Source organism: Bilifractor sp. LCP19S3_H10 (assembly GCF_052119185.1).
Lineage (GTDB): Bacteria > Bacillota > Clostridia > Lachnospirales > Lachnospiraceae > Bilifractor.
The window spans coordinates 20,354-41,194 of sequence record NZ_JBQKFT010000012.1 but is presented as its reverse complement, the minus strand read 5'-3'; the positions used below and the strand labels follow the sequence as shown (position 1 = coordinate 41,194).

Here is a 20,841-nt window from a genome sequence, read left to right as displayed (position 1 = left end):
ATCTGCCATATTTTATATCTGCAGTATTCCATATCTGCCGTATCCCACTATCTGGTTCCCCAGACGTTTACAATCACACACCCGATGATAATCAGCACGATTCCAAAGACGCCGACACCGGTCAGCTTCTGCCGGAACAGCAGATAGCCGATGACATTTGTGGCGATCAGTCCCACTCCGCACCAGATTGCGTAGGCGACGCCCACGTTCATACGATCCATGACGTGAGAAAAGGTGTAGTAGCACACACAATAACACGCGATACAGATAATTGACGGTAACGGCCGGGTAAAGTGATGCGTATACTTCAGGAGCGACGTTGCCGCCACCTCCGAAGCGATCAGTACTGTCAGCAGAAAAACAGTCATTTTGATTCCTCCTGCATGTTCACTTACACGGATGCTGTCTCATACTGCGACCGACCGGGAATTCCTGCGCTGCATCATCCACGGACATTCCGGCCTTCAGCGTCTCATACTGCGACCGTCCGGAAATTCCCGCACACGCGCCGTCTCAGTGCCTCGCCCGTGCCTTATGCCACGCTCTGTCTCGAATTACCTCCCGCAAGCGCCATCCCTCTGACCCTTATCATCGCCTTATTCACGGCCGGTATGAGAAGCAGCACAATGGTAAGTCCGCACTCCACGAAGATGTAGATCGCATTGTAGGCAAGGGAGTATCCGATCGCCGACATTCCGTATTCATTGCCATAGCTTCCAAAGAAAATGTAGCCTGAAAGAACCGCGAAGAAATACCTGCCGACAACTCCAAGCAGATAGCCTTTGATCAGTCCGTGTTTCGCCCCGGAAAACACACCGGAGAGTCCGAGAACCGTAAACGCAAACACATAATCCACCAGCATTTGCGGCAGAGAAATAATATAGGGATCGATGATCAGCTGGAGAAGACCGTAGGCAAGACCTGCAAACAGCCCTGTCCCAAGGCCGTACCAATATCCCACAAGCGATATCAGCAGCATGGAAAAGAAGGTTATGCTGCCGCCCATCGGCAGATGAAACAGCTTGATCATGGATGCGACCGTCGCAAGCGCGATTGCCATCGCCGAGAATACAAGCTTTCTTGTGCCGAGCACACCCTTCTGGTCCGGTTTCCGGATCAGGCAGACCAGAAGCAGTGCCAGAATGATCACGGCAATTACTGCAATGTAGCCGACCTGCGTCAGCTGATATACTCCGTCACTTCCAAGAGTAGCAAATACAGACATAATATAATCCTCCTCACAGTTGTCTGCGGGAGGATTTCACTTTTCAAAAATACGGAACTCTCAGAAACATTCATTTCTTTGATCACACAGCCTGCATTCAGACTCAGCTTCCCTACGCCGGCATTAACCGGATCAGGTCATCAGGGTCAGCCGCATGCACGGCACTCTCAGCTTCCGCTCCCCCAGCAGTTTTTCTTTGTATTTACAGTATAGCAGATAAAGCAAAACCGTCAATTCATTTTCCTGCTGATTCAGTGACCGCTCATTTCCCCGCTGATTCAGTGACCCGCGAAGTGCTCCTTCGCGAATTCCATATCCTGCACCAACTCCGCAGCCCCAAGATAATTGCCCTTCCGGTCTCTTACGGCAAGATAGTTCACCAGCATGGTCCTTCCGTTTTTCTCCATCCATACCGGTACACTGTCCCTGCTTCCGTCCCGGAAGCTGTCCAGAATACTGCGGACCATGGGCTCTACCTTTGGCGGATGGCAGGAAAAGACCTCCCGGTCAATGGCCATTCCCGCGCGCTTGAAGACCTTCGGTCCCTCATTGAAGTAGCGGTTGATGTTGTCCGCATCAATAAAACTGATCTCCATCGGTATGGTGTTCAGCAGTGCTGTAAGCTGCGGAACCGTCATATGTCCGCCCGGCATCACAACCTCGCCCTGGGAGAGGCCAGGCTTTTCTGCCTTTTTCTCTGCGTTCAGAGCCTGCTCCGCTTCTTCCCAGTCCGTAAAGGACTGACCGAGGATCTCCGTATAATCTCCGGAGTCCCGGTACACCGAATACCAGTCTTCCGCCGTGAAATTCACCGCGCAGATCGGGAAGAGAATATTATTTTCTTTGTAAATCATTTCCTCCGCCCGGTCAAGCACCGCCGACAGCCGGCCGTACCAGTCGTCGTCGTGATCTTCATCCTTTGAAAGCGCACTGATCTCGTCGCGGATCTCATCATCCACGGTCCACATGACATCTGACGGGCCGGAGATATCATAACGCACCTTCAGATGCGGATAGAGCAGATCTCCTTTCTTCGCGTAGTGAACTGCAATCTCGCGAAGCTGTGACATAAGCCCGTCGTCCGCACTCTTTCCGGCGACAGCCTCACGCGCACGGAGAAGAAGCGTCTCGATTGCCTGATTCTCCCTCTCAAAAAGATTCAGCGGATGGCCCGGAACCGATGCGAGCGAAGCCGCCAGCTCTTTGCGGTCGCCCGGATCTGCAGCTGCCGTTGAGGTCATCTCCGCTATACGAGAGAAGTCTGCTGTCCTCTGCTCAGCGGCAGAAGCACCGGCTCTCTTCTTCTCTGCAGCAGAGGAACCTCCTGTCGCCCCTGCTGCAACAGAGGAATCTCCGGCCTTCCCTGCTACAACAGAGGAATCTCCGGTCTTCCCTGCTGCAACAGAGGAGTCTCCGCTCTTCTTCATAAGAGAATCCTCTACCGCCTTTTCCGCATTGGCGATCTTCTCTTCTCTTGTCGCACCGTGGAAAAGCGCGGAATGTACATCGCAGAGCTTCTGCACCTCCTCAAGAGGAGTCCCGGATTTCAGAAGATCCTGCTCTGCTCTCATGATTTCGGAGGCATCAACATCACGGAAATTTTTCACAAAATCGGCTCTTACCGCTTCAAGGTCCTCACCGCTGCCGAGTCTTCTCAGGTAGCTCTTGAGAAGTTCGTTGCGCTCCTCAGTCATGCCGCCTTCTGTCTGCGCCGCCTCCCGGCTCACACTGTCGCCATCTGCCTGTGCCGCCACCCGGCTCACACTGCCGCCTTCTGCCTGCGCCGCCGCCCGGCTCACGCTGTCACCGGCTGCCTGTGCGTCCTTTGCTTCCTCCCAGGGCATTTTCAGCTCCGGCATTTCTCCCTCGATCTCAAAGCCGTGCGTCATGAGTGCCATGACCACATCCATCATCGAGATATTTTTCATCTTCGCGCCCTTCGGAATCGTCATGACTCTTCCGACAGAACCGAGCATTCCCTTTTTCGTGATCTCCCGGAATCCGACGCCGGAAAGGATGTCTCTCAGCTCCGGGTACTCCTGCACCAGTTCATACACAGATTTGTTAAAGTCAATCTTCTTTGCCATATCTCTGCTTACTCCAATACTCATATATATGTACAAGTTCAGACTCAGTTGTCAGTAAACGTCGGTCAGTCAAGTGTCAGCAGCAATGCCATCTTGAACTTTTCCGAGGCCTTCACAAAATGACGTCCTCCCTTAGCAAAATGAAAGTTCTCGCCGGCTTTGATTTTGTGCTCTTTTCCCTCATATCCGATGATTCCCTCTCCGTCCAGCGCAAAAACAATCGCTTCTCCCGGAGCCGCGTGCTCGGAAAGACCCGTTCCCTTATCAAACGACATCACTACAAATTTCATTTTATCGTTGTGGACAACATCCATATTCACAATCCTGCCCGCCTGATAAGGAACCACCTCTGCCAGCTGAAATACCTCACCCGCCTTAATTGTATTGTTCATAATATCCTCCTTCTGAATTAAAATCTCCGTGTAAACCACGCCCTTCTGCGTGCGCATTCCCATCGGGGTATCTGTCAGAGTCACGATAGCCCCGCCGGCATTCAGTTCCCTGATAAATCCTTCTCTTCCATATACTTCCATGCTTCCATCCGCCACCAGAATCAGCTTATAGCTGGAATAAATTTCAGCACTGATATCTGTGCCGGCTGCCAATGAAAAATACGTGATGGAATTGGTACCGCTGTACACTTCCCTTGAGATGGTGCATCCCGGAACCGGATTGTTATCTTTTGCAATAGAAAAAACGTCTCCAACTTTTTCTTTCATTTTCTTCACCATCCTTTCCGATACAACACGAGCATACACAAAGGAATCAAAAAAATCCGTATCCCAGGATACGGATCAAACATTTTTCTCTTTACCAAAACATATGCCGACTTATATCCCTGTTGCATTAGCTACGGGGATATAAGACGGCAATTATTTTTCTGAAAGGTATCAGATACCTGTGCTATAAAACCGGATTCACCTTCACAGATTCCTCAGACAAGTCTGCAGCATATTTCCCACCGTATCCGCGAAAAGATCAAGCTTCCGGATCCTCGCGAAATGCCTGCCGTAGATACGCTGCACTGCCGGAAGACTTTTTTCATCGCCGGTAAAAACGCACAGAACGGTAATGCCCTGCATCCTTGCCCGATGCACCTCCGCGGCGGTATCCTCCACACCGGTTGTGCCAGCATAATCCTTATATGAACCGGACGAAGTCCGCACCTTGATGGCGTCGTTCGGCTTCCCGTCAGACAGGACAATCAGCAGCCGGTGATCGGCATCATTTTTTTCGATCATTCCCGCGGCGAGACGGATCGCCAGACCATCCCGGTTGGCCCCCGTCGTAAAATACCGGAAGATGTTCCGGTTCTTCTTCACTTCATGGTAATCACGGAACAGGTTTACAACGGTATATCCATTCATCGAGCAAAACGAATACACTCTGACCGGGATTCCGCATCGCGTAAGACTCTCCGCGATCATATAGCCCTGCGCCGCGACAACCGGCTGCCGGTGTACCTGCGAGGTAGACGCGTCAAGCAGGATATCGACCGAAAGATTGCCGCTGTCCCCGGGAAGTACCTTCCGGAATATACGGTCGTCATCCAGCTCAAGCCCGCGCCAGATCAAAGACGCATCGAGTCTCCCCGAATTCGACTTCACCACCTGATTGTCCATGTGCATCAGCATGGAATTCCGGATCCGATTCGTCAGGCGGAGAATTTCCATGCGGTATTTCGCGACATTCTCCTGAAATGCCTCCTCATTTTCCTTCGCCTGCTCCACCGCCTGCTTCCGCATTTTTCCCGCAAAACCGCTCTTCAGCATCTCATCGTCATACGCGCCGTCCGTGAAATGAAGATGAACATCCGTATGATTTCCCGTGCAGTACTCCTTCTCCAGACGGCGCACGGTCTTCTGATCATAGAGAGGTTTCCCGAAATAATTTGTGATATACTCCTTTAAACCCTCGTCGGTCTGTGCAGAATACTTCGCAAAAGCAACGCTCAGACGGCTCTGGTCCAGAACCTCGCTCCCGTATTCCGACAGATGCTCGCCGTATCCGAAGGCGAGCCGGCGGATCGGGCCCATACTCCCGGCCTCTCTCCTCTGTTTTCTCCGCAGGAAAAACAAAGAAAACGGATTTACACTGCTCTTCGGCACCGGCTTCGTCGATCCCGGCCGCCGGTATGTAAAGTACGTCTCCAGAGTGTCGGCAATCCTGTCGATCACCTGATCCGTATCCAGGTCCCCGCTCACCTCGATGTCATTCAGAAGCTTCACATCTACGACATCCGGAAGTCCCTCATTCTCGCCCAGGACTCTCCGGAAGTGCCCGTGCATCACAGCCAGCACTCTCTGCCCTGCAGAGTCCTCCAGCGCGAAGCTCCCCTCCAGCGATTTCAGCTGACGCTTTGCGTACTCCCGTCTCAGATAAGGAAAAACAGGCCTCACATCCTTTTCCTTCTCGAAGGTACAATTCTCCATCGCGATCCAGAAAAGGCTCTCATAAGCCGTCTGGTCAATCTTCTCGTGAAAGGTGTTGTAGAATCTCTCCAGCTTCTCCCAGTCATAGTGCTTATGTACTGCGCCGACGATACTGTTCCAGTACAGATCGGCGTGCCCCTCTCTGTCGAAGACACGGAATCCGGGCTCAATACTATAATTCTCCGCTCCGTTCCAGATCAGATTCGCGGCGCGTTTCTTTTCAAATTCCGAGATTTCCATACCCTTTCCTCATATAATCTGACAGACGGAACAAGCCGCCTGCAGATCTCTTCCCGTCAAATTCCAACACAAGCTGCCTGAAGATCCGTTCCCGTCAAATTCCGACACACGCTGCCCGCTGCGCAGGCAGCTGTACTCAATCGCAAAAGATTTTATCTCTCCCGAGATCTCCCGGGAAACGCACGGTAATCATATCCTTGACGAGCTGCCGCTCATAGTCATCAAAGCATTTGTTGACGATTCCCAGCTCAATGGCGTCGATGACGCCGAGGCCGTGGCGGATCAGATTGATCGATGCCATCAGCCCGCGCAGATCCAGCGCCTTCGTGGAAATCTCGCCTCCCTCACACTTTCTGCGAATGTCATGGAACAGCTGCGAAAACTGCTCCGCGTACTCCTCCCGGATATCCGGGTACTTGTCGCGAATCAGCTTTTTCAGATTTTCTTCGCTGATGACAGGCATCTGAATGATCAGGAACCGCGAGGCGAGTGCCTCATTGACCTCACGGGTTCCGGCGTACCCGTAGTTCATCGTCCCGATAAACCGTGAAGCCTCATTCAGGCAGATGCGGTCGTATCCGGGAACATCGATGACCCGGCGGAAATCCAGAACGGCGTGAAGAACAGCCAGCGATTCATTTTTCGCCATATTGATCTCATCAAGAACGCCGAAACCGCCCTCCTCTGCCACCCGCAGAATCGGTCCCTTCCGCAGGCGAACCGCGCCGTTCTCAAACGTATCCGTTCCAATCAGCGAAGCGGCATCTGTATTGATATAAAGAGAAATATCCCACTCCGGTCTCCCGAAAACCGCGGCCAGATCCTGCGCCAGAACGTTTTTTCCGGTAGCCTTCGGACCGGACAGAAGCAGATGCTCGCCGACCAGCAGCGCGGACAGTGCCTTTTCCCACACATCCGCTCCGTAGTAATGGTACATCGGATCCGGTATCCTCCGTTCCATTCCCGGATTCAGCTTATAGTAAGAACGGAAGGATTCGACCTCCGAAAGTATCCGGTCCGAAATCCCCTCCTTTTTCAAAAAACTGATCATTTCCGTATCACCCATCTGATTAACGCTCCTTCTTTTCCTATTCCAGTTCGCTGTCCATGCACGGCCTTCAAGGCACACGGAAATCCACTGCCGCCGCATGAATACCACCGCATTATTATATCAAAAAGGAGACAGCCCGCACAGATGGCTGATGGCTGTCCCCCTCCTGTCATATTCAGTTGTCACACACAGCAGCTTGCAGATTCGCCCATTCCGTCCATCCGGAACAGCCCGTATTCCAGTTTATGCTGCTGCTCTCTCGCCAGCTTTCTTTTTGCCATTCATTAGAATAACAACAAGATAAACAATTGTAAATGCCGCCGCAACTCCGTATGCCGCCGGCCACGGAAGATGGAAGCCGATCTTTGCGTTCAGAATGAACGAGGATGTAACGAATGCATAGAACGCCGCCGGAATCAGAGGCATCCACACGAACTTTGCTTTTTTGTTGACACACATCCACGCGCCGATGCCGGCAAGTGCAAACAGAGATATCATCTGGTTGGACCATGCGAAATATCTCCAAAGAATGTTGAAGCCGTTCGCATCGAACTTTGCCCATACAAGGATGACTGCAACCAGAGCAAATACCGGAATTGCCAGTCCGATACGCTTTGCGTTGCTGTCCTGTTTCAGATGGAAGGTATCAGAAAGAGTCAGACGCAGAGCACGCAGAGCGGTATCGCCGGAAGTGATCGGAAGTACAATAACTCCGATCAGAGCGATGATTCCGCCTACCGGACCAAGGGCATTCTTGCAGAGCACACCTACCACTGAGGTCGCGCTGATCTTTGTAAGCTCGCCGTTGACCATTCCGAAGAATGACCAAACGCCATCAACCTGCTGCATGGTAACGCCGCCGTTTGCCGCGCCGAGGTTGATCATAGCCATTGCGCCGGCTGCCCAGCACATCGCGATGAATCCCTCTACAACCATCATGTTGTAGAAGGTCATGCGGCCTTCCTTCTCGCTCTCAATGGTACGGGAGATCAATGCGGTCTGTGTCGAATGGAATCCGGACAGAATACCGCAGGCAACCGTAACGAAGAAGATCGGGATGAAATGACCGGCACTGAAGTAAGAAGCATAATCAAATCCCGCGCCGTTCACCGCTGTATTCCAGCTGCCCCACAGCTCTGTCAGCGGATAGCTTCTCGCGAAAATCGCAATGAAGATACCAACTGCAGAAAATACCAGAATCATACCGAAAATCGGGTAAATCCGTCCGATAATTTTATCGATCGGGAATACCGTGGCAATCAGATAGTAAACAAAGATTATCGCATACACAATCCAGGTTGTCGGATCGGTCGGAGCGCCGCTCCATCCGAAAATCTGTGTTGTGGCGATGTCGCCCGGCGTGTAGATGAATACCGCGCCGACCAGAAGCAGCAGCAGGCAGATGAATACATCATACAGCCAGAACACAGCCTTATTTGTGTAGTTCTTCACAAAATCCGGCATCTGGGTACCGCCATCACGGGTGCAGATCATACCGGAAAAATAATCGTGCATCGAACCGCCGATGACGTTTCCGATCGGGATCGCCAGAAAGGCAATCGGTCCGAACAGAATACCCTGAATCGGTCCCAGAATCGGGCCGGTTCCGGCGATATTCAGAAGGTTAATTAAAGAATTTCTCCAGGTCTTCATTGGAACGTAATCTACACCGTCCTGTTTTGCGTAAGCCGGTGTCTCACGGTCATCCGGACCGAAGACTGTCTCGCAAAGCTTTCCGTAGAGCGCACCACCTACGAAAAGGATTACGAGACCAATGATAAATGTGATCATAGCGTATCTCCTTTTCCTCCCACGGTCCGCTGATCCTTAACGCCGTGGGATATATAATTATTTTTTATTATACCTGCTTTTCATCAAAAAATAATCAATTTTTTATAGTTTATTTATTTTCGATAATTTTTTGTCTGAAACAGGTTATTTCTGCTGATTTTTTGGTCTTGATGGCAGAATTCACGAAAACTCCGAAATTTTTATCGTCGTTCTCGTCACTAAAAAAATTATTTTGTTTCGAAAACGTTTTTCTCTGCAATAATTTGCACGCAATCAGCCCCGAAAACGATTCATAACACACAATCGTCCCCGGGGCTGCACAATGCATATATCCTTATATTTACCTATATCGCTGTACCGCACCGGCGATCCCGCCGGTCAGAAAACCATCCTCTCAGTAATATCCGCTGATCCACAAACTGCCTTCGTGAAAACTGCCGGCCGAAAGGCCTGTGCTCTCAGTGGTATCCGCTCACGAAAGCCCTGTTCTCGCGAAGAACCGCCGAACAAAATCACCGTACTCTCACCGGTAATTGCTGACAAGGAAAAGAGGCTTGATCTGCACGACCTCTTCGTAGTCCTGTCTGTCCAGCTGTACGGTGTGATCCATCTGCTTCAGATCCTCCTTCAGAACCGCCAGCGCGCCATCCAGATCAGCAGCCCGCTCTTCCTTCAGGATGCGGATCATCCGGTCACAGACAGCCGGATGGCAATAGCACGCAGGAAGCGGAAAACCCGGATAGCTGTTGATGTGATGCTGCATATGGTCAAGTGCCTTCTCCCACGCCCGTTCCGCCGATCTCCGGTTCCTGCCCGGCGTGGGAAGGATTCTGCTGTTCACCATCATCAGAACCGCTGCCGCGCCGATCAGAATCAGCATGATTGCGGTCATTTTCGGGAGCCCGGCACGAAGACCGGCCAGGGAACCCACAATGCAGCAGATGCCCGCGGCAAGGATCACCGCAGCCAGGGCCTGCCAGCCCGGACGGATCAGATCACAGCTTCTCTTGATCCTGGCTCTTGCGATCAGCTCCTTGTAAAGCGCCGGTCTCTTATTCAGAATTTCCTTCGCGTTTTCCAGCTTCCGCGCCGCGCGTGCCGCTTCTCCCTCCAGGACGACCGAATCCAGCCTCCGACGTCTCTCCTCCTTTTCCCTATCTGCCGCCTCACTTCCGGGCTTTTTCAGAGAAATCTCCGGGTGGGTTCGTTCCAGCTCCGTGAGCATCTCATCGGCTTCATTCAGGTACCGGAAACTGCACTGCTTCTCTTTTCCATCATCGTAACGGACTACGAGATACAGAATCGGCGTGAGAAACGCCTTCCCACTGCCCTTGCTGACCGCCACCCTTTTGAACACATGGGTAACCTGAGAATACGGCACATAAAACCTTCTCGGAGTCAGCCATCCTCCGACGTAAATCGCCTTCTCTCCCAGACCGCACTGGTCAAACCTCCTGCTCTTCCTGCGGTCCGCCCGGATTTCCTCCGGATCAATTGTTACTGTGCTCAGTGGCTTTGGTCCACGCATTTTCTATCCCTCTCATCCTCCATCACCCAAACCGCACAAAACATTCCCGATGTTTCATTACATACGGCGGTAACAGACTTGCTTCTTCTCCCATCACCTGACCCGATCAACGCGGGCGGTCTGTATCTGATAAAATTTTTATATTTTATCAGGCGGTCTGTATCTGATATAGCTTTTGTATTTTGAAAATTGCAGCCCAAACCGGATCCTCACGGAACGATCTGCAGCGAACCCCGTTTGCCGCGCTGTTTAGAAGCATCACAAGGGATCAGACATCCTTACTTCTCAGATCCAGGTACAGAACCTCATCCTCCGTGAGATCGATGTGAAGCGCTTCTATGTTCTCCTGCATTCTCGATATTTTCCGGGTGCTTACTACGGCAAAGGCATTGATCTTCTGCCGGAAGATCCACGCCATCGCGATCTGAGGCACGGTGCAGTGCTTCCTCTCCGCCAGCTTCTCACATCTGCGGAGCCGCTCCAGGTTATCCGGGCACCAGTAACCCTTCATCGCCACCGTATCCATAATTTCCCCCGCCTTCTCCGACGCGTCCGCATGTACCCTTCCCGAGAAAAGACCACGCCCAAGGCTGGAATACGCGATGACAGGCATCTGTGTTCTGCGGTACCAGCTTCGCGCCTCCTCATTTGACGGACCGGAAATCGTAACGCACCCGCCGCCCCACGGATCCGCCACCTGATCTGCCAGCCCAAAATTCGGGCTGGAGACAGAAAACGGAACCAGGCCATGCTTATAAGCGTACTCATTTGCTTCCTCTATTCTCCGGTGCGTCCAGTTCGATCCTCCGAAAACTCCGATCTTCCCTTCCGCCTTCAAGCCGTTCATGATCTCCACAATCACGCCGGCCTCCACATCCGGATCGTCCCGGTGCAGCAGGTAGATATCAATATAATCCGTGCACAGATACCGGCTTGATTTCTCAAAATCCTTCCGGATCTCCCTCTCGCTGATCCTCTTCCTTCCGCCCGGGCCGGGATGCCCGCACTTGCTCAGAAGAACAATCCGGTCACGATTTCCTCTGGCGGAAATCCATTTCCCCAGAGATTTCTCCGAATCCATATACTGCCGCGCCGTATCAAAAGCATTCACTCCCGCGTCAAAAACCGCGTCGAGAAGCGCGTTATTGTCCAGCCCTTTCAAAAAGGTATCACCGGCTGTTCCAAAAAAAATCCTCGACACCTTCTTATTTATACCGGGAATGTCCCCATACATCATCTCTGTCATCTCTGAGTCCCGCTCCTTCGATGCCCTGAAAATCTGTTCTGCAGAAAATTTGTTCTGCAGAAAAATCTTTCCTCAGAAAATTCCATCTACATTACGGTTATTACATTGCCGCCACGCCGCTTCCTCGCTCCGGTCACAGACGTTCCATCTGCGGCGATGCAAAATTTACACGGCCATGCCATTCTGTCCGCTTCCTCACCCGGTCACATATGCTCCATCTGCGGCGCCGCAAATATACACGGCCTTGTCATTCTGTCCGCTTCCTCACCCGGAAATTCTCGGAAGGTCCCAGCGAAAATGTGCCGCCAGGTAGCGAAGCAGTACAATAATCCCGAAGCTGATCATCATCGCCATGCTGAAATCGATCCAGCGCGGAAGAAGATAGGCAGCCACAGCACCGGCTACAGAAGCCAGCGCATATACATGCCGCACAAAGACATAGGGCTTTTTCCCCGCAAACAGATCCCGGAGTATTCCTCCCCCGATCCCGGTAACCACCCCGAGAAAAACGGAAAGGAAGAGATTCGTCTGCGCCAGAGACCGTCCCGCCGAGACACCATCAATCGTAAACGCTGCCAACCCCAGAGTATCCGAGATCAGCAGCGCCCGCTCATAAATGTTCTTCAGCCGTTCCAGATGAAGCCGTCGCCTCTGAAGCTTTAACACGACGAAGACAACGCCTGCAGTCGCAAAGGAAAGAATGATATAGACCGGATCCCGGAACACCACCGGCGGGAGATTCCCGATCGTAAGATCACGGATAAAGCCCCCTCCGGCCGCTGTCGTCAGAGCCAGAATCATGATACCGAAGAGATCCAGTCCCTGCTGGATCGCCGTCATCGCCCCCGAAATCGCAAAGGCGCACGTTCCCAGCAGGTCCATGACATAGATAAAATCCCTTGCCATCTGTCATGGAAATCAGAACGATACCGTTACCGGATCTTCAGTAAAGCTGCAGATCGACGCGGCTGCATTCTTCAGATAAAAAACAGCGGTATTGCCGTCTCCGGCCGCATACATATCCTTCAGCTCCGGATTTGCGTCAAGCATCGCCTGCTGCGCCTCTATCCTCTCGTCATAAACCGCCTCCGCATTCAGGCGGATCCATTTGCCCTTGGCCATTCCACTAATTGCGATATGCGGATGCGCCAGCAGCTGCTTCGCCACGTTCTTCTTCAGTCCGGTCTGAATATACAGCTTTCCCTCAAAGATATTCTGTGCCCCGAAGGGACGCACCTGAGGATTTCCCTCATCATCCACGGTCGCCAGATACCAGGTTCCGGCATTCTTTAAAAATTCGAATACTTCTTCCATTCTGTACCTCTCTTTTGCCTGGAATCAATCTGTTATGTTCCCTTACGGATGATTCGATTTATCCGATCGGTTCAAAATCCGCAGCTCCGTGCTTGCAGATCGGGCAGATGAAATCCGGCGGGAGCTCCTCTCCCTCATAGACATAGCCACAGACGGTACATACCCAGCCCTTCTTGCCTTCTGTCTTCGGCTTCGGCTTTACATTCTTCTGATAGTAGGTATAGGTCATCGTATCCTTGTCCGACAGTACACGGGCCTCCGAAACGGTGCAGATGAACATACCGTGCGTATCCAGATCCACATAGGACTCCACTTCAAGAGACATCACCGCATTGATATAGCGGGGCAGAATCCGCAGTCCATTGTCGGAGCGGAACTCCTCAATTCCCTCAAACTTGTCGGCAGCCCGTCCGCTCTGGAATCCGTAACGCTCAAAAACGGAGAACGGTGCCTCCACAGACAGACAGTTCACATTCAGCTTTCCAGTCTGCTTGATCACGTGATAGGTGTAGTTTCTCTTGTTGATATTCACGGCAATCCGGTTCGGTGTATCTGTCAGCTGCGTTACCGTATTGCAGATCATTCCGTTATCCTTCTTGCCATCGTTGGTGGTGATTACATACAGGCCGTATCCGATCCGGAACAAAGCGGTCATATCGTTCTTCGCTGCTTTTTCCGTAGACAGAGCCTTATAATCCATCGTCAGCTCCTCCGCCATCTTCTTCAGCGCATCCTTGCTGTCCGCCTTCAGTGCAGAATGGATCGTGACACTGGTATTGACATATGTCATCTTCTTGCAGCCAGCCAGCTTCTCCTTCATCAACTTCAGCGCAAGCGGAGACCAGGTTCCGTTCTCGATAAAGGCAACCGTGCGGTTCTGGAAGTTTCTCTCGGTCAGATGATCGATGAACTGACGCATGAACGGGAAGAGCTCCGCATTGTAGGTCGTCGTCGCCAGAACCAGTTTGCTGTAACGGAACGCATCCGCAACGGCAAGAGACATATCCGTTCTCGCCAGATCGTGAACCACAACCTTCGGCGCACCGCCCTCACGAAGCATCTCGGCCAGCTGCTCCACCGCGGCTCTGGTGTGTCCATAAACGGAAGTGAATGCGATTACGATTCCCTCTTCCTCCGGTGTATAGGAAGACCACTTGTCATACAGATCAATATAATGTCCCAGATTCTCCGACAGAACCGGTCCATGAAGCGGGCAGATCATCTGGATGTCCAGCGTCGCAGCAGTCTTCAGAAGCTTCTGAACCTGCGCGCCGTATTTTCCGACAATGCCAATGTAATAGCGACGGCTTTCATCATCCCACGGCTCCTCCTCATCGAGAGCACCGAATTTGCCGAAGCCGTCAGCAGAGAACAGAACCTTATCTGTACTGTCATAGGTGACCATAACCTCCGGCCAGTGTACCATCGGCGCAAACACAAAGGTCAGAGTGTGCTTTCCAAGGCAGAGCGTTCCCCCGTTTTCTACTTCTTCCGTGTGAATGGACGGATCCATGTCAAAGAACTGATTCATCATCGCGAACGTCTTCTTGTTCGCCACGATAACGGTGTCCGGATAAATCTTCATGAAGTTCATGATGTTCGCGGAATGATCCGGCTCCATATGCTGTACAATCAGATAATCCGGTCTGCGCTCTCCCAGCACCTCCGCCAGATTGTCCAGCCACTCATGCGTGAACCTTATATCCACAGTGTCCATGACCGCAATCTTCTCATCCATGATTACATATGAATTGTAAGACATTCCGTGGGGAACTTTATACTGCCCCTCGAAAAGGTCAATCTTGTGGTCGTTGACTCCGATGTAGCGGATGTCCTCTGTAACCCTCATTTCAGTAAGCCTCCTTCATTCAGAATGCAAAATTCCAGTATATATACAACTTCGTTCATTTTTTATCATACTATAGAAAGCAAGGTTTTTCCACCGGAAGATTAATTTCACTACCGCGCTCAATATCATTCTTCATTTTCCAACTTATGGGACCATGTCTCAACCAGATAAAGCGGAATTTTGCCCCGCAGGCGGGGCCCCACATGCTGTATTGGCTTCGGATTGCTCGCTGCTCTGCATTTTTGCCATCAAAGGCGTTATGATATAACTCGTTGACGAAAAAACAGATAGCGCGATGATTTTCAAGATGCTATAGTGGGGAAGAACTAATTGGGAAAGAAAAAAAGATAAGAAATGGAGCGTTTTTATATATGACCCATCAGAACACAAGAACCCGGGAAATCGTCCGCGTCGGACGCACAGCCATCCTTGTCAGTGTCGTCCTGGCACTCCTCGAGGCATTGGAGGGTGTCTTTTCTGGATCTGTTTCCATGATCCTCGACGGCCTGAGTCATATCACCGAAGCAAGCAATGCCGTGATCACAGTTCTCGGCGCAAGGCTTGCCGGAAAGCCCGCAGACCGCAAGCACCCCTTCGGGTATGGAAGAGTAGAGTATCTCAGCGGACTTCTCATTGCCGGCCTGACAGCCTATGCGGGAATCACCGGTATTCTGGGCGGCATTCAGTCCGTCCTGCATCCGTCGCGCCCTCGCTTCACCGTTTATTCCTTCTCGATTATTATCATCAGCATGATCGCACGGATTGTTGTGGGACGCCATGACATTCATACCGGTAAGCACACAGACTCCAGAGCTCTCACACAGACCGGAAAATCCGAGCTCAAGCATTCTCTGCTGTCTCTGGTAACCGTCGCCGGAATGCTGGTTTACACCGTTTTCCATATCTCCATTGAGTCCTGGCTTGCCATCGTGATTTCGGCGGACATTCTGTTCGGGGGTCTGATCATGGTGCGGGATATGCTGTCATCCATGCTCGGCGAGAGAATGGAAGAAGAACTGGCTCAGGACGTCGAAAGAACGATCCTCGAAGAAGAACAGGTCTTTGGCGCATATGATATGTCCCTCAACAATTATGGTCCGGGACGTCACACCGGTTCGGTTCATATCGCAATCCCGGACACACTCTCGGTGGTCGAACTGGACAAGATCACACGCAGAATCACACAGCGTGTATATCAAAAGCACGGCGTATTCCTGACCGGCATCGGTATCTATACGCAGAACACGACAGATCCTGAAGTCATCCGGATCCGCGAGGATATCACCGCTCACGCCATGAGCCATCCCTACGTCGAACAGGTCCACGGCTTCTATCTGGATCCCGACGAGAAGAAAATCCGCTTCGATACCGTCGTGAGCTTTGACGCGCCCGACCGCATGCAGGTAAGAGACCAAATCCGCAGTGAAACCGCCGAAAGATACCCGGAATACTCCGTTCAAGTATCGCTCGACACCGATTTTGGAATGCTCCCCGCTAAAAAATAAGGCACCTGAGAAATCCTTCAGGTAAAATCACTCCCCTGATTCGTGCGAAACGCTGTCACAGAAAACAGATGAGCAGAGAACCGCTCTCACAGTTCACGGTCCAGGTTTCCCACCCAGCTGACATTTTCCTCCTCTTACCTTCGAAATCTGAAAGAATAAGATCAGAAATTAATCTGCCCCAGCTGCAATCGGCATCGCATATTCCGGAAGCCGGCCCGGTGGTATCACGAGCTTCGGGTAATCCGTGAAAAGGAGAAAGTAATAAATGAAAAGACAGGAACTGATTCAGCGATCGATATCCATCATCACCGAATATTACAAGAACAATCTCGAGCCCTTCTTTGATTGCCTCGCCGACGATGTGCTGTGGTTCGGTCCCAGGAAAGACCAGATCCTGCGCGGCAGAGAAACGATAATCCGCACATGGCGTTCCGTGGATCAGCATCCGACCTTTTCCATGGGAAATATCACGGAACACAGCGTCTCCATCGGAACAAACGTCCTGGAGATCATGCTGGAATATGACGTCTACACCTACTTTGAAAACGGTGAGGTTGACCGTCACCATCAGCGGCTGCACATGTCCTGGGGATACCGGAGGGAGCAGACTGACAGCGGAAGCCGGGAACTGATCCCCCGGGTTTACATGATCCACATATCCAATATCATTGAGGAGGAGCCAGCGGCACCTGAAAGCGGCAATGCTCAGAACCGCTCTGCACTCCCGAAAGTCTACGCCGGCTCCTCCTCCGAATCTCATATCGATGCCGCCGGTACCGGGTATTCGGGGCTCTCCTTCCGAAGCGTCATGGGAAAGGGTGACAACATCATCACATACTTTTTCAACTCCGCTTCAGTTCTGTGGATTGAAAGCACGGACAACGGACGTCATTCTCTGATCCATGCCCTCGACGGCACCTACAAATCCATTGAGCCGCTCCGGTATTATGAGTCGGGCTTCTCGGGCTCACTTCTTCGCGCACACGTGAGCTACCTGGTCAACCCGCTGTACGTGCGTTCCCTGAAGCGCTTCGAAATAACAATGACCGACGGCACCATTCTGCCGGTGCCCGAGAAAAAATACACCGCCTTCCGCGACCGTCTCCTGAACTGGAAACCGGAGGTTCCCCGGTGAAGCGCCCGTCCCGAACCATCCCCGGAGGTACCTTAACCGCATAATACTCAAACTGCTTCCGGCCGGCATGAATTCTTATTCTGCCTCACAAACCGGACACCAGGATGTGTGAAAATTTTGCGTTATGAAAGTACTTCCTTCTTTCGTATTGCTATAGTGTCTGATAGAATAAAAGAAAAGAAAAATCTGTCGCACATCTTACGATTGAATCGGGAGGAGGGAAAGAAATGAGAAGATGGTTTTACGTCATGACATCCGGCATGCTTGCTGCTGTCTTTGTGATGGGAGGATGCGGCGCGGCGCAGGATCCGGCAGGCATTTCTGCCGGCAGTTCCACAGACGCGAAAAGTGTGAAGCCTGTTCACGCCTCTTCCACGGACAGCCGGCAGGCTCTGTCTGCTTCCTCCGCGGAAACTCTCACGGCATCGTCTTCCTGTTCCGCTTCTTCCACAGGTGGCAGTGAGAAGGATCCTTCCGCTGTCCGTGACCCATCCGCTGTCTATGACCCGGTCTCCGGGCAGTCTGCAAACCCTGCGGCCGTTTCCGATCTTCAGCTGGTCTGTGAAACAACCTTTAATGGTGTCTGGGACGGGGATGTGACCTGGGTAGATGCATCCTATCAGCAGCTGTCATTTGACGAGACCGATTACAGCGGCCCCCTGACCGGCACGGACGATCTCTCCTCAGCGGCGAAATCCTTGCTCAGCCGCGCCGCAGACACCCTGAACCGCGATGTTGCAGCAAAGGCAGACAGCGCGGTCGAAGATCTGCGGGTCATGGCACAGAGCGAGTATGAGGAGCCTGCGCCGGAGGGCAGCGACCCGTATTACCATAATTACGAGAAGCTCTATGTCCAGCGTGCGGACGCATCCGTGCTGAGTGTGCTGTCGCTTACGGATGTCTACAGCCACGGCGCACACGGCAGTGTCATTCTCAGGGGATGCAATTACGATCCTGCAACCGGAAACGAGCTGAAAATCGATGATGTCTTCACGGATAAAAACGCGTTGCCGGACATCATAGCCTTCGCACTCACAGATCAGTACCCGGATCTCATTCTTTTCTCGGCAACGGATTCAAGAGATACCGCCTCACTGATCCGAGAAATCATGAACAATACCGACAGCTATGGCGGTCTTCAATTTACTCTCGACCCGAAGGGCGTCACCTTCTGGTTCAGCGCCGGAGACATCACGGCCTATGCATCCGGCGCCCAGACACCTTCTGTCAGGTATGCGGATCTCTCCGGCATCATTGATCCGTCTTTCGTACCGGAGACGGACGACAGCTATGCCGTTGCCGTTCCGGAATACGTGCCGATGACCATTACGGACGACAGCGGCCGCGGATTCAGCAGCTTTCAGGTTGAGTCTGATCCTGCAACAACTGAGGAAGGCTATGATGCCGGGGCAAGAAATATAACGATTTCGGTGAACGGACAGTCCAGAACCTTTGAGCTCCCGGGCCATCATGCACCCGATTATTATCTGATCACGCGCGGCGAGAGACGTTTTCTCCTCATCAACACACATCAGGAAGACGACTGGGAAAATGTTCACCTCTATGAACTTCCGTCCGCCTCATCCGACGGCGTTGCTCCGCACATGGTCTGGACCCCGGATGATACAGATTCTGTGAATGATACAGGTTCGGCGAATCACGAATCTTCGACATATCCGTCATCGACGGATACTGCTGCACATGACAGTTCCGACGATGGCGGCATGACGGCTGAATATTCATGCGGGCTCTACTATCATGTTCTTCTTAACCCCGACCGTTTTCTCCTGTCCACGAGATCGCAGCTTCTCGGAACCACTGTCTGCGCAAATCTCTTCCGGCTCGACGATGACGGAAACCCTGTCGCCGGAAGCGCATGGTACACTGCAGCGCCTGTATCGGAGAATGACATCGTGCTGCGCGAAACACGCACCCTCGACACTGCTTCCGACCGGTCCGGATCCCCGGAGAATCTGACCTTCCGCCAGACGGAGATACCGGGCGGTACTGTGCTCCAGTATTACCGGACCAATCTGACAGACAGCGTCGATTTCCTCACACCCGATAACCGGATTGTCCGCATCCGCGTCGACAATAGCGACGCTTATCCGCAGACAGTAAACGGCATCGACGCTGAAAATATGTTCACCGGCATTGCCTATTCCGGATGAACAGCACCGCCAATTACGGATGATCGGAACGATATTGCCCTTATCGAATAAACGGACCAGCGGTATCGCTGGTCCGTAAAAGCCGGTCACAATATTATGCGTCCTGTGTGGATTAACAAATCTTTAATAGACTCTTTTCTCCAGAAGATCCTGTGTTACCGGCGTCACAGGATAGGTCTTCCCATCTACAATTACAGAGTGAATCTCCTGGTTTCCGGCATATATTCCTTCATCTACATACCGGATCTTCTCGACGCTCTTTCCCTCTTCCAGAGCGAGGATCATCTTCTCAATTTCCGGCCCGAGAAAAGGATTGCACTCACCGTCACAGGCAATGAGTCCCTTTCTTACATACGACAGTGCCTTCTTCGCCGCGTCAAATGCGACAATCATGATCTCTCCGTTATTGATGTCTGTTCCTATGGTTTTCCCTGCGGCCTCCAGTGCCTCAATCGCGCCGTAAGCCTCATTGTCATTGTCGCAGTAGACAATATTCAGATCCGGATATTTTCCCAGCAGCGCATCCATTGCCTCTCTGCCCTTAGCCTGCGTAAATTCACCTCTTTCTGAACCCACGATCGACCATCCATAGTCCGACGCCGCCTCACGAAGTGCTTTTTCACGACCGATCTGCGGACTGGACCCGATTGTTCCCTGAATGATCCCAACACGAAACTGTGATTCGTCCAGTCCTCTTTTCTCTGCAAGAGCGTGCAGCCAGGCACATACTTTATCCCCTTCCAATTCCGGATCGGAGCCGACCCAGGCTGTATAAAGCGAATCATCCTCCAATGTCAGCTGCCTGTCGGCAACGATAACAGGAATTCCTGCTTTTTGCACATCTCCCAGTACCTTATCCCATCCCGTTTTCACAATTGGTTCCAGGACAATATAATCCACACCCTGCTGAATGAACCGGCTGACCGCACTCACCTGTGCGTCCGGGTCGTTCTGTGCATCCTCAAACAGCAGATTATATCCTCTGTCCGTTGTAAAGGTATTACGCACGGAATCAGAATTTGTTCTTCTCCAGTCCGATTCCTCACCGACCTGCGCAAATCCGATGGTGATCGTATGCCCGTCATCTGCGGCAAACTGGCCAGTGCTGTCATCCTGGGAAAAAGAGATGGAAGTTACCGCTTCATTGTGTTCCGTGCCGCAGCCCGTGAAGCCGCAGAGAGCAGCCAGCAGAAGTCCGCAGAATGGAGCAATTCGATGCTTATTGCGTTTGTGGTACTGCTTATAGCATGACAATTTATTTTGCATA

At 52.0% G+C, this 20,841-nt stretch carries 16 protein-coding genes and 1 riboswitch; of the genes, 3 read left to right on the top strand and 13 right to left on the bottom strand.

Annotated features, from left to right (window positions below; all coding sequences use genetic code 11):
- Nucleotides 1-47 precede the first annotated feature (47 nt).
- The 12 genes from ACTQZS_RS10190 to ACTQZS_RS10135 form a co-directional block, all read right to left on the bottom strand.
- Nucleotides 48-368, bottom strand: coding sequence for a DMT family transporter (locus ACTQZS_RS10190; RefSeq protein ID WP_441099433.1), 321 nt, complete (start codon nucleotides 366-368; stop codon nucleotides 48-50).
- 164 nt (nucleotides 369-532) lie between these two features.
- A complete protein-coding gene (locus tag ACTQZS_RS10185) occupies nucleotides 533-1,225 on the bottom strand; it encodes an energy-coupled thiamine transporter ThiT (RefSeq protein WP_441475710.1) in 693 nt (230 codons plus the stop codon).
- A 92-nt stretch (nucleotides 1,226-1,317) separates the two neighbouring features.
- A riboswitch (TPP riboswitch) is annotated at nucleotides 1,318-1,419 on the bottom strand.
- Between the two features lie 84 nt (nucleotides 1,420-1,503).
- Nucleotides 1,504-3,312 (bottom strand): DUF438 domain-containing protein, encoded by a 1,809-nt coding sequence (locus ACTQZS_RS10180; RefSeq protein WP_441475709.1) that lies wholly within the window; start codon nucleotides 3,310-3,312, stop codon nucleotides 1,504-1,506.
- A 65-nt stretch (nucleotides 3,313-3,377) separates the two neighbouring features.
- Nucleotides 3,378-4,031 (bottom strand): cupin domain-containing protein, encoded by a 654-nt coding sequence (locus ACTQZS_RS10175; protein WP_441475708.1) that lies wholly within the window; start codon nucleotides 4,029-4,031, stop codon nucleotides 3,378-3,380.
- Between the two features lie 204 nt (nucleotides 4,032-4,235).
- Nucleotides 4,236-5,984, bottom strand: a complete 1,749-nt coding sequence (locus tag ACTQZS_RS10170; RefSeq protein WP_441475707.1) for a hypothetical protein — start codon at nucleotides 5,982-5,984, stop codon at nucleotides 4,236-4,238.
- A 136-nt stretch (nucleotides 5,985-6,120) separates the two neighbouring features.
- Nucleotides 6,121-7,050, bottom strand: coding sequence for an AAA family ATPase (locus ACTQZS_RS10165; RefSeq protein WP_441475706.1), 930 nt, complete (start codon nucleotides 7,048-7,050; stop codon nucleotides 6,121-6,123).
- A gap of 228 nt (nucleotides 7,051-7,278) precedes the next feature.
- A complete protein-coding gene (locus ACTQZS_RS10160) occupies nucleotides 7,279-8,826 on the bottom strand; it encodes a carbon starvation CstA family protein (RefSeq protein ID WP_441475705.1) in 1,548 nt (515 codons plus the stop codon).
- 523 nt (nucleotides 8,827-9,349) lie between these two features.
- A complete protein-coding gene (locus tag ACTQZS_RS10155; protein ID WP_441475704.1) occupies nucleotides 9,350-10,354 on the bottom strand; it encodes a hypothetical protein in 1,005 nt (334 codons plus the stop codon).
- Nucleotides 10,355-10,622: 268 nt separating this feature from the next.
- A complete protein-coding gene (locus ACTQZS_RS10150; protein WP_441475703.1) occupies nucleotides 10,623-11,600 on the bottom strand; it encodes an aldo/keto reductase in 978 nt (325 codons plus the stop codon).
- A 264-nt stretch (nucleotides 11,601-11,864) separates the two neighbouring features.
- Nucleotides 11,865-12,506 (bottom strand): trimeric intracellular cation channel family protein, encoded by a 642-nt coding sequence (locus ACTQZS_RS10145; RefSeq protein ID WP_441475702.1) that lies wholly within the window; start codon nucleotides 12,504-12,506, stop codon nucleotides 11,865-11,867.
- A gap of 12 nt (nucleotides 12,507-12,518) precedes the next feature.
- Nucleotides 12,519-12,914 carry a pyridoxamine 5'-phosphate oxidase family protein gene (locus ACTQZS_RS10140; protein ID WP_441475701.1) on the bottom strand — a complete coding sequence of 132 codons (396 nt, stop codon included), beginning with the start codon at nucleotides 12,912-12,914 and terminating at the stop codon, nucleotides 12,519-12,521.
- A 58-nt stretch (nucleotides 12,915-12,972) separates the two neighbouring features.
- The gene (locus ACTQZS_RS10135) at nucleotides 12,973-14,763 is read right to left on the bottom strand and encodes a flavin reductase (protein ID WP_441475700.1); all 1,791 of its coding nucleotides are present in this window, start codon (nucleotides 14,761-14,763) and stop codon (nucleotides 12,973-12,975) included.
- 371 nt (nucleotides 14,764-15,134) lie between these two features.
- Between ACTQZS_RS10135 and ACTQZS_RS10130 the strand changes: the two genes are divergently transcribed.
- The 3 genes from ACTQZS_RS10130 to ACTQZS_RS10120 all read left to right on the top strand — a co-directional run bounded on the left by ACTQZS_RS10130 (nucleotide 15,135) and on the right by ACTQZS_RS10120 (nucleotide 19,574).
- Nucleotides 15,135-16,268 (top strand): cation diffusion facilitator family transporter, encoded by a 1,134-nt coding sequence (locus tag ACTQZS_RS10130; RefSeq protein ID WP_441475699.1) that lies wholly within the window; start codon nucleotides 15,135-15,137, stop codon nucleotides 16,266-16,268.
- Nucleotides 16,269-16,533: 265 nt separating this feature from the next.
- Entirely contained in the window at nucleotides 16,534-17,403 is an 870-nt protein-coding gene (locus ACTQZS_RS10125; RefSeq protein WP_441475698.1) for a LytTR family transcriptional regulator DNA-binding domain-containing protein, read from the top strand.
- A gap of 227 nt (nucleotides 17,404-17,630) precedes the next feature.
- Nucleotides 17,631-19,574 carry a hypothetical protein gene (locus ACTQZS_RS10120; RefSeq protein ID WP_441475697.1) on the top strand — a complete coding sequence of 648 codons (1,944 nt, stop codon included), beginning with the start codon at nucleotides 17,631-17,633 and terminating at the stop codon, nucleotides 19,572-19,574.
- 123 nt (nucleotides 19,575-19,697) lie between these two features.
- On the opposite strand, the gene ACTQZS_RS10115 is transcribed toward ACTQZS_RS10120, so the two are convergent.
- Nucleotides 19,698-20,840: an ABC transporter substrate-binding protein gene (locus tag ACTQZS_RS10115; RefSeq protein WP_441475696.1), complete on the bottom strand. Its 1,143-nt coding sequence runs from the start codon at nucleotides 20,838-20,840 to the stop codon at nucleotides 19,698-19,700.
- Nucleotide 20,841 lies beyond the last annotated feature (1 nt).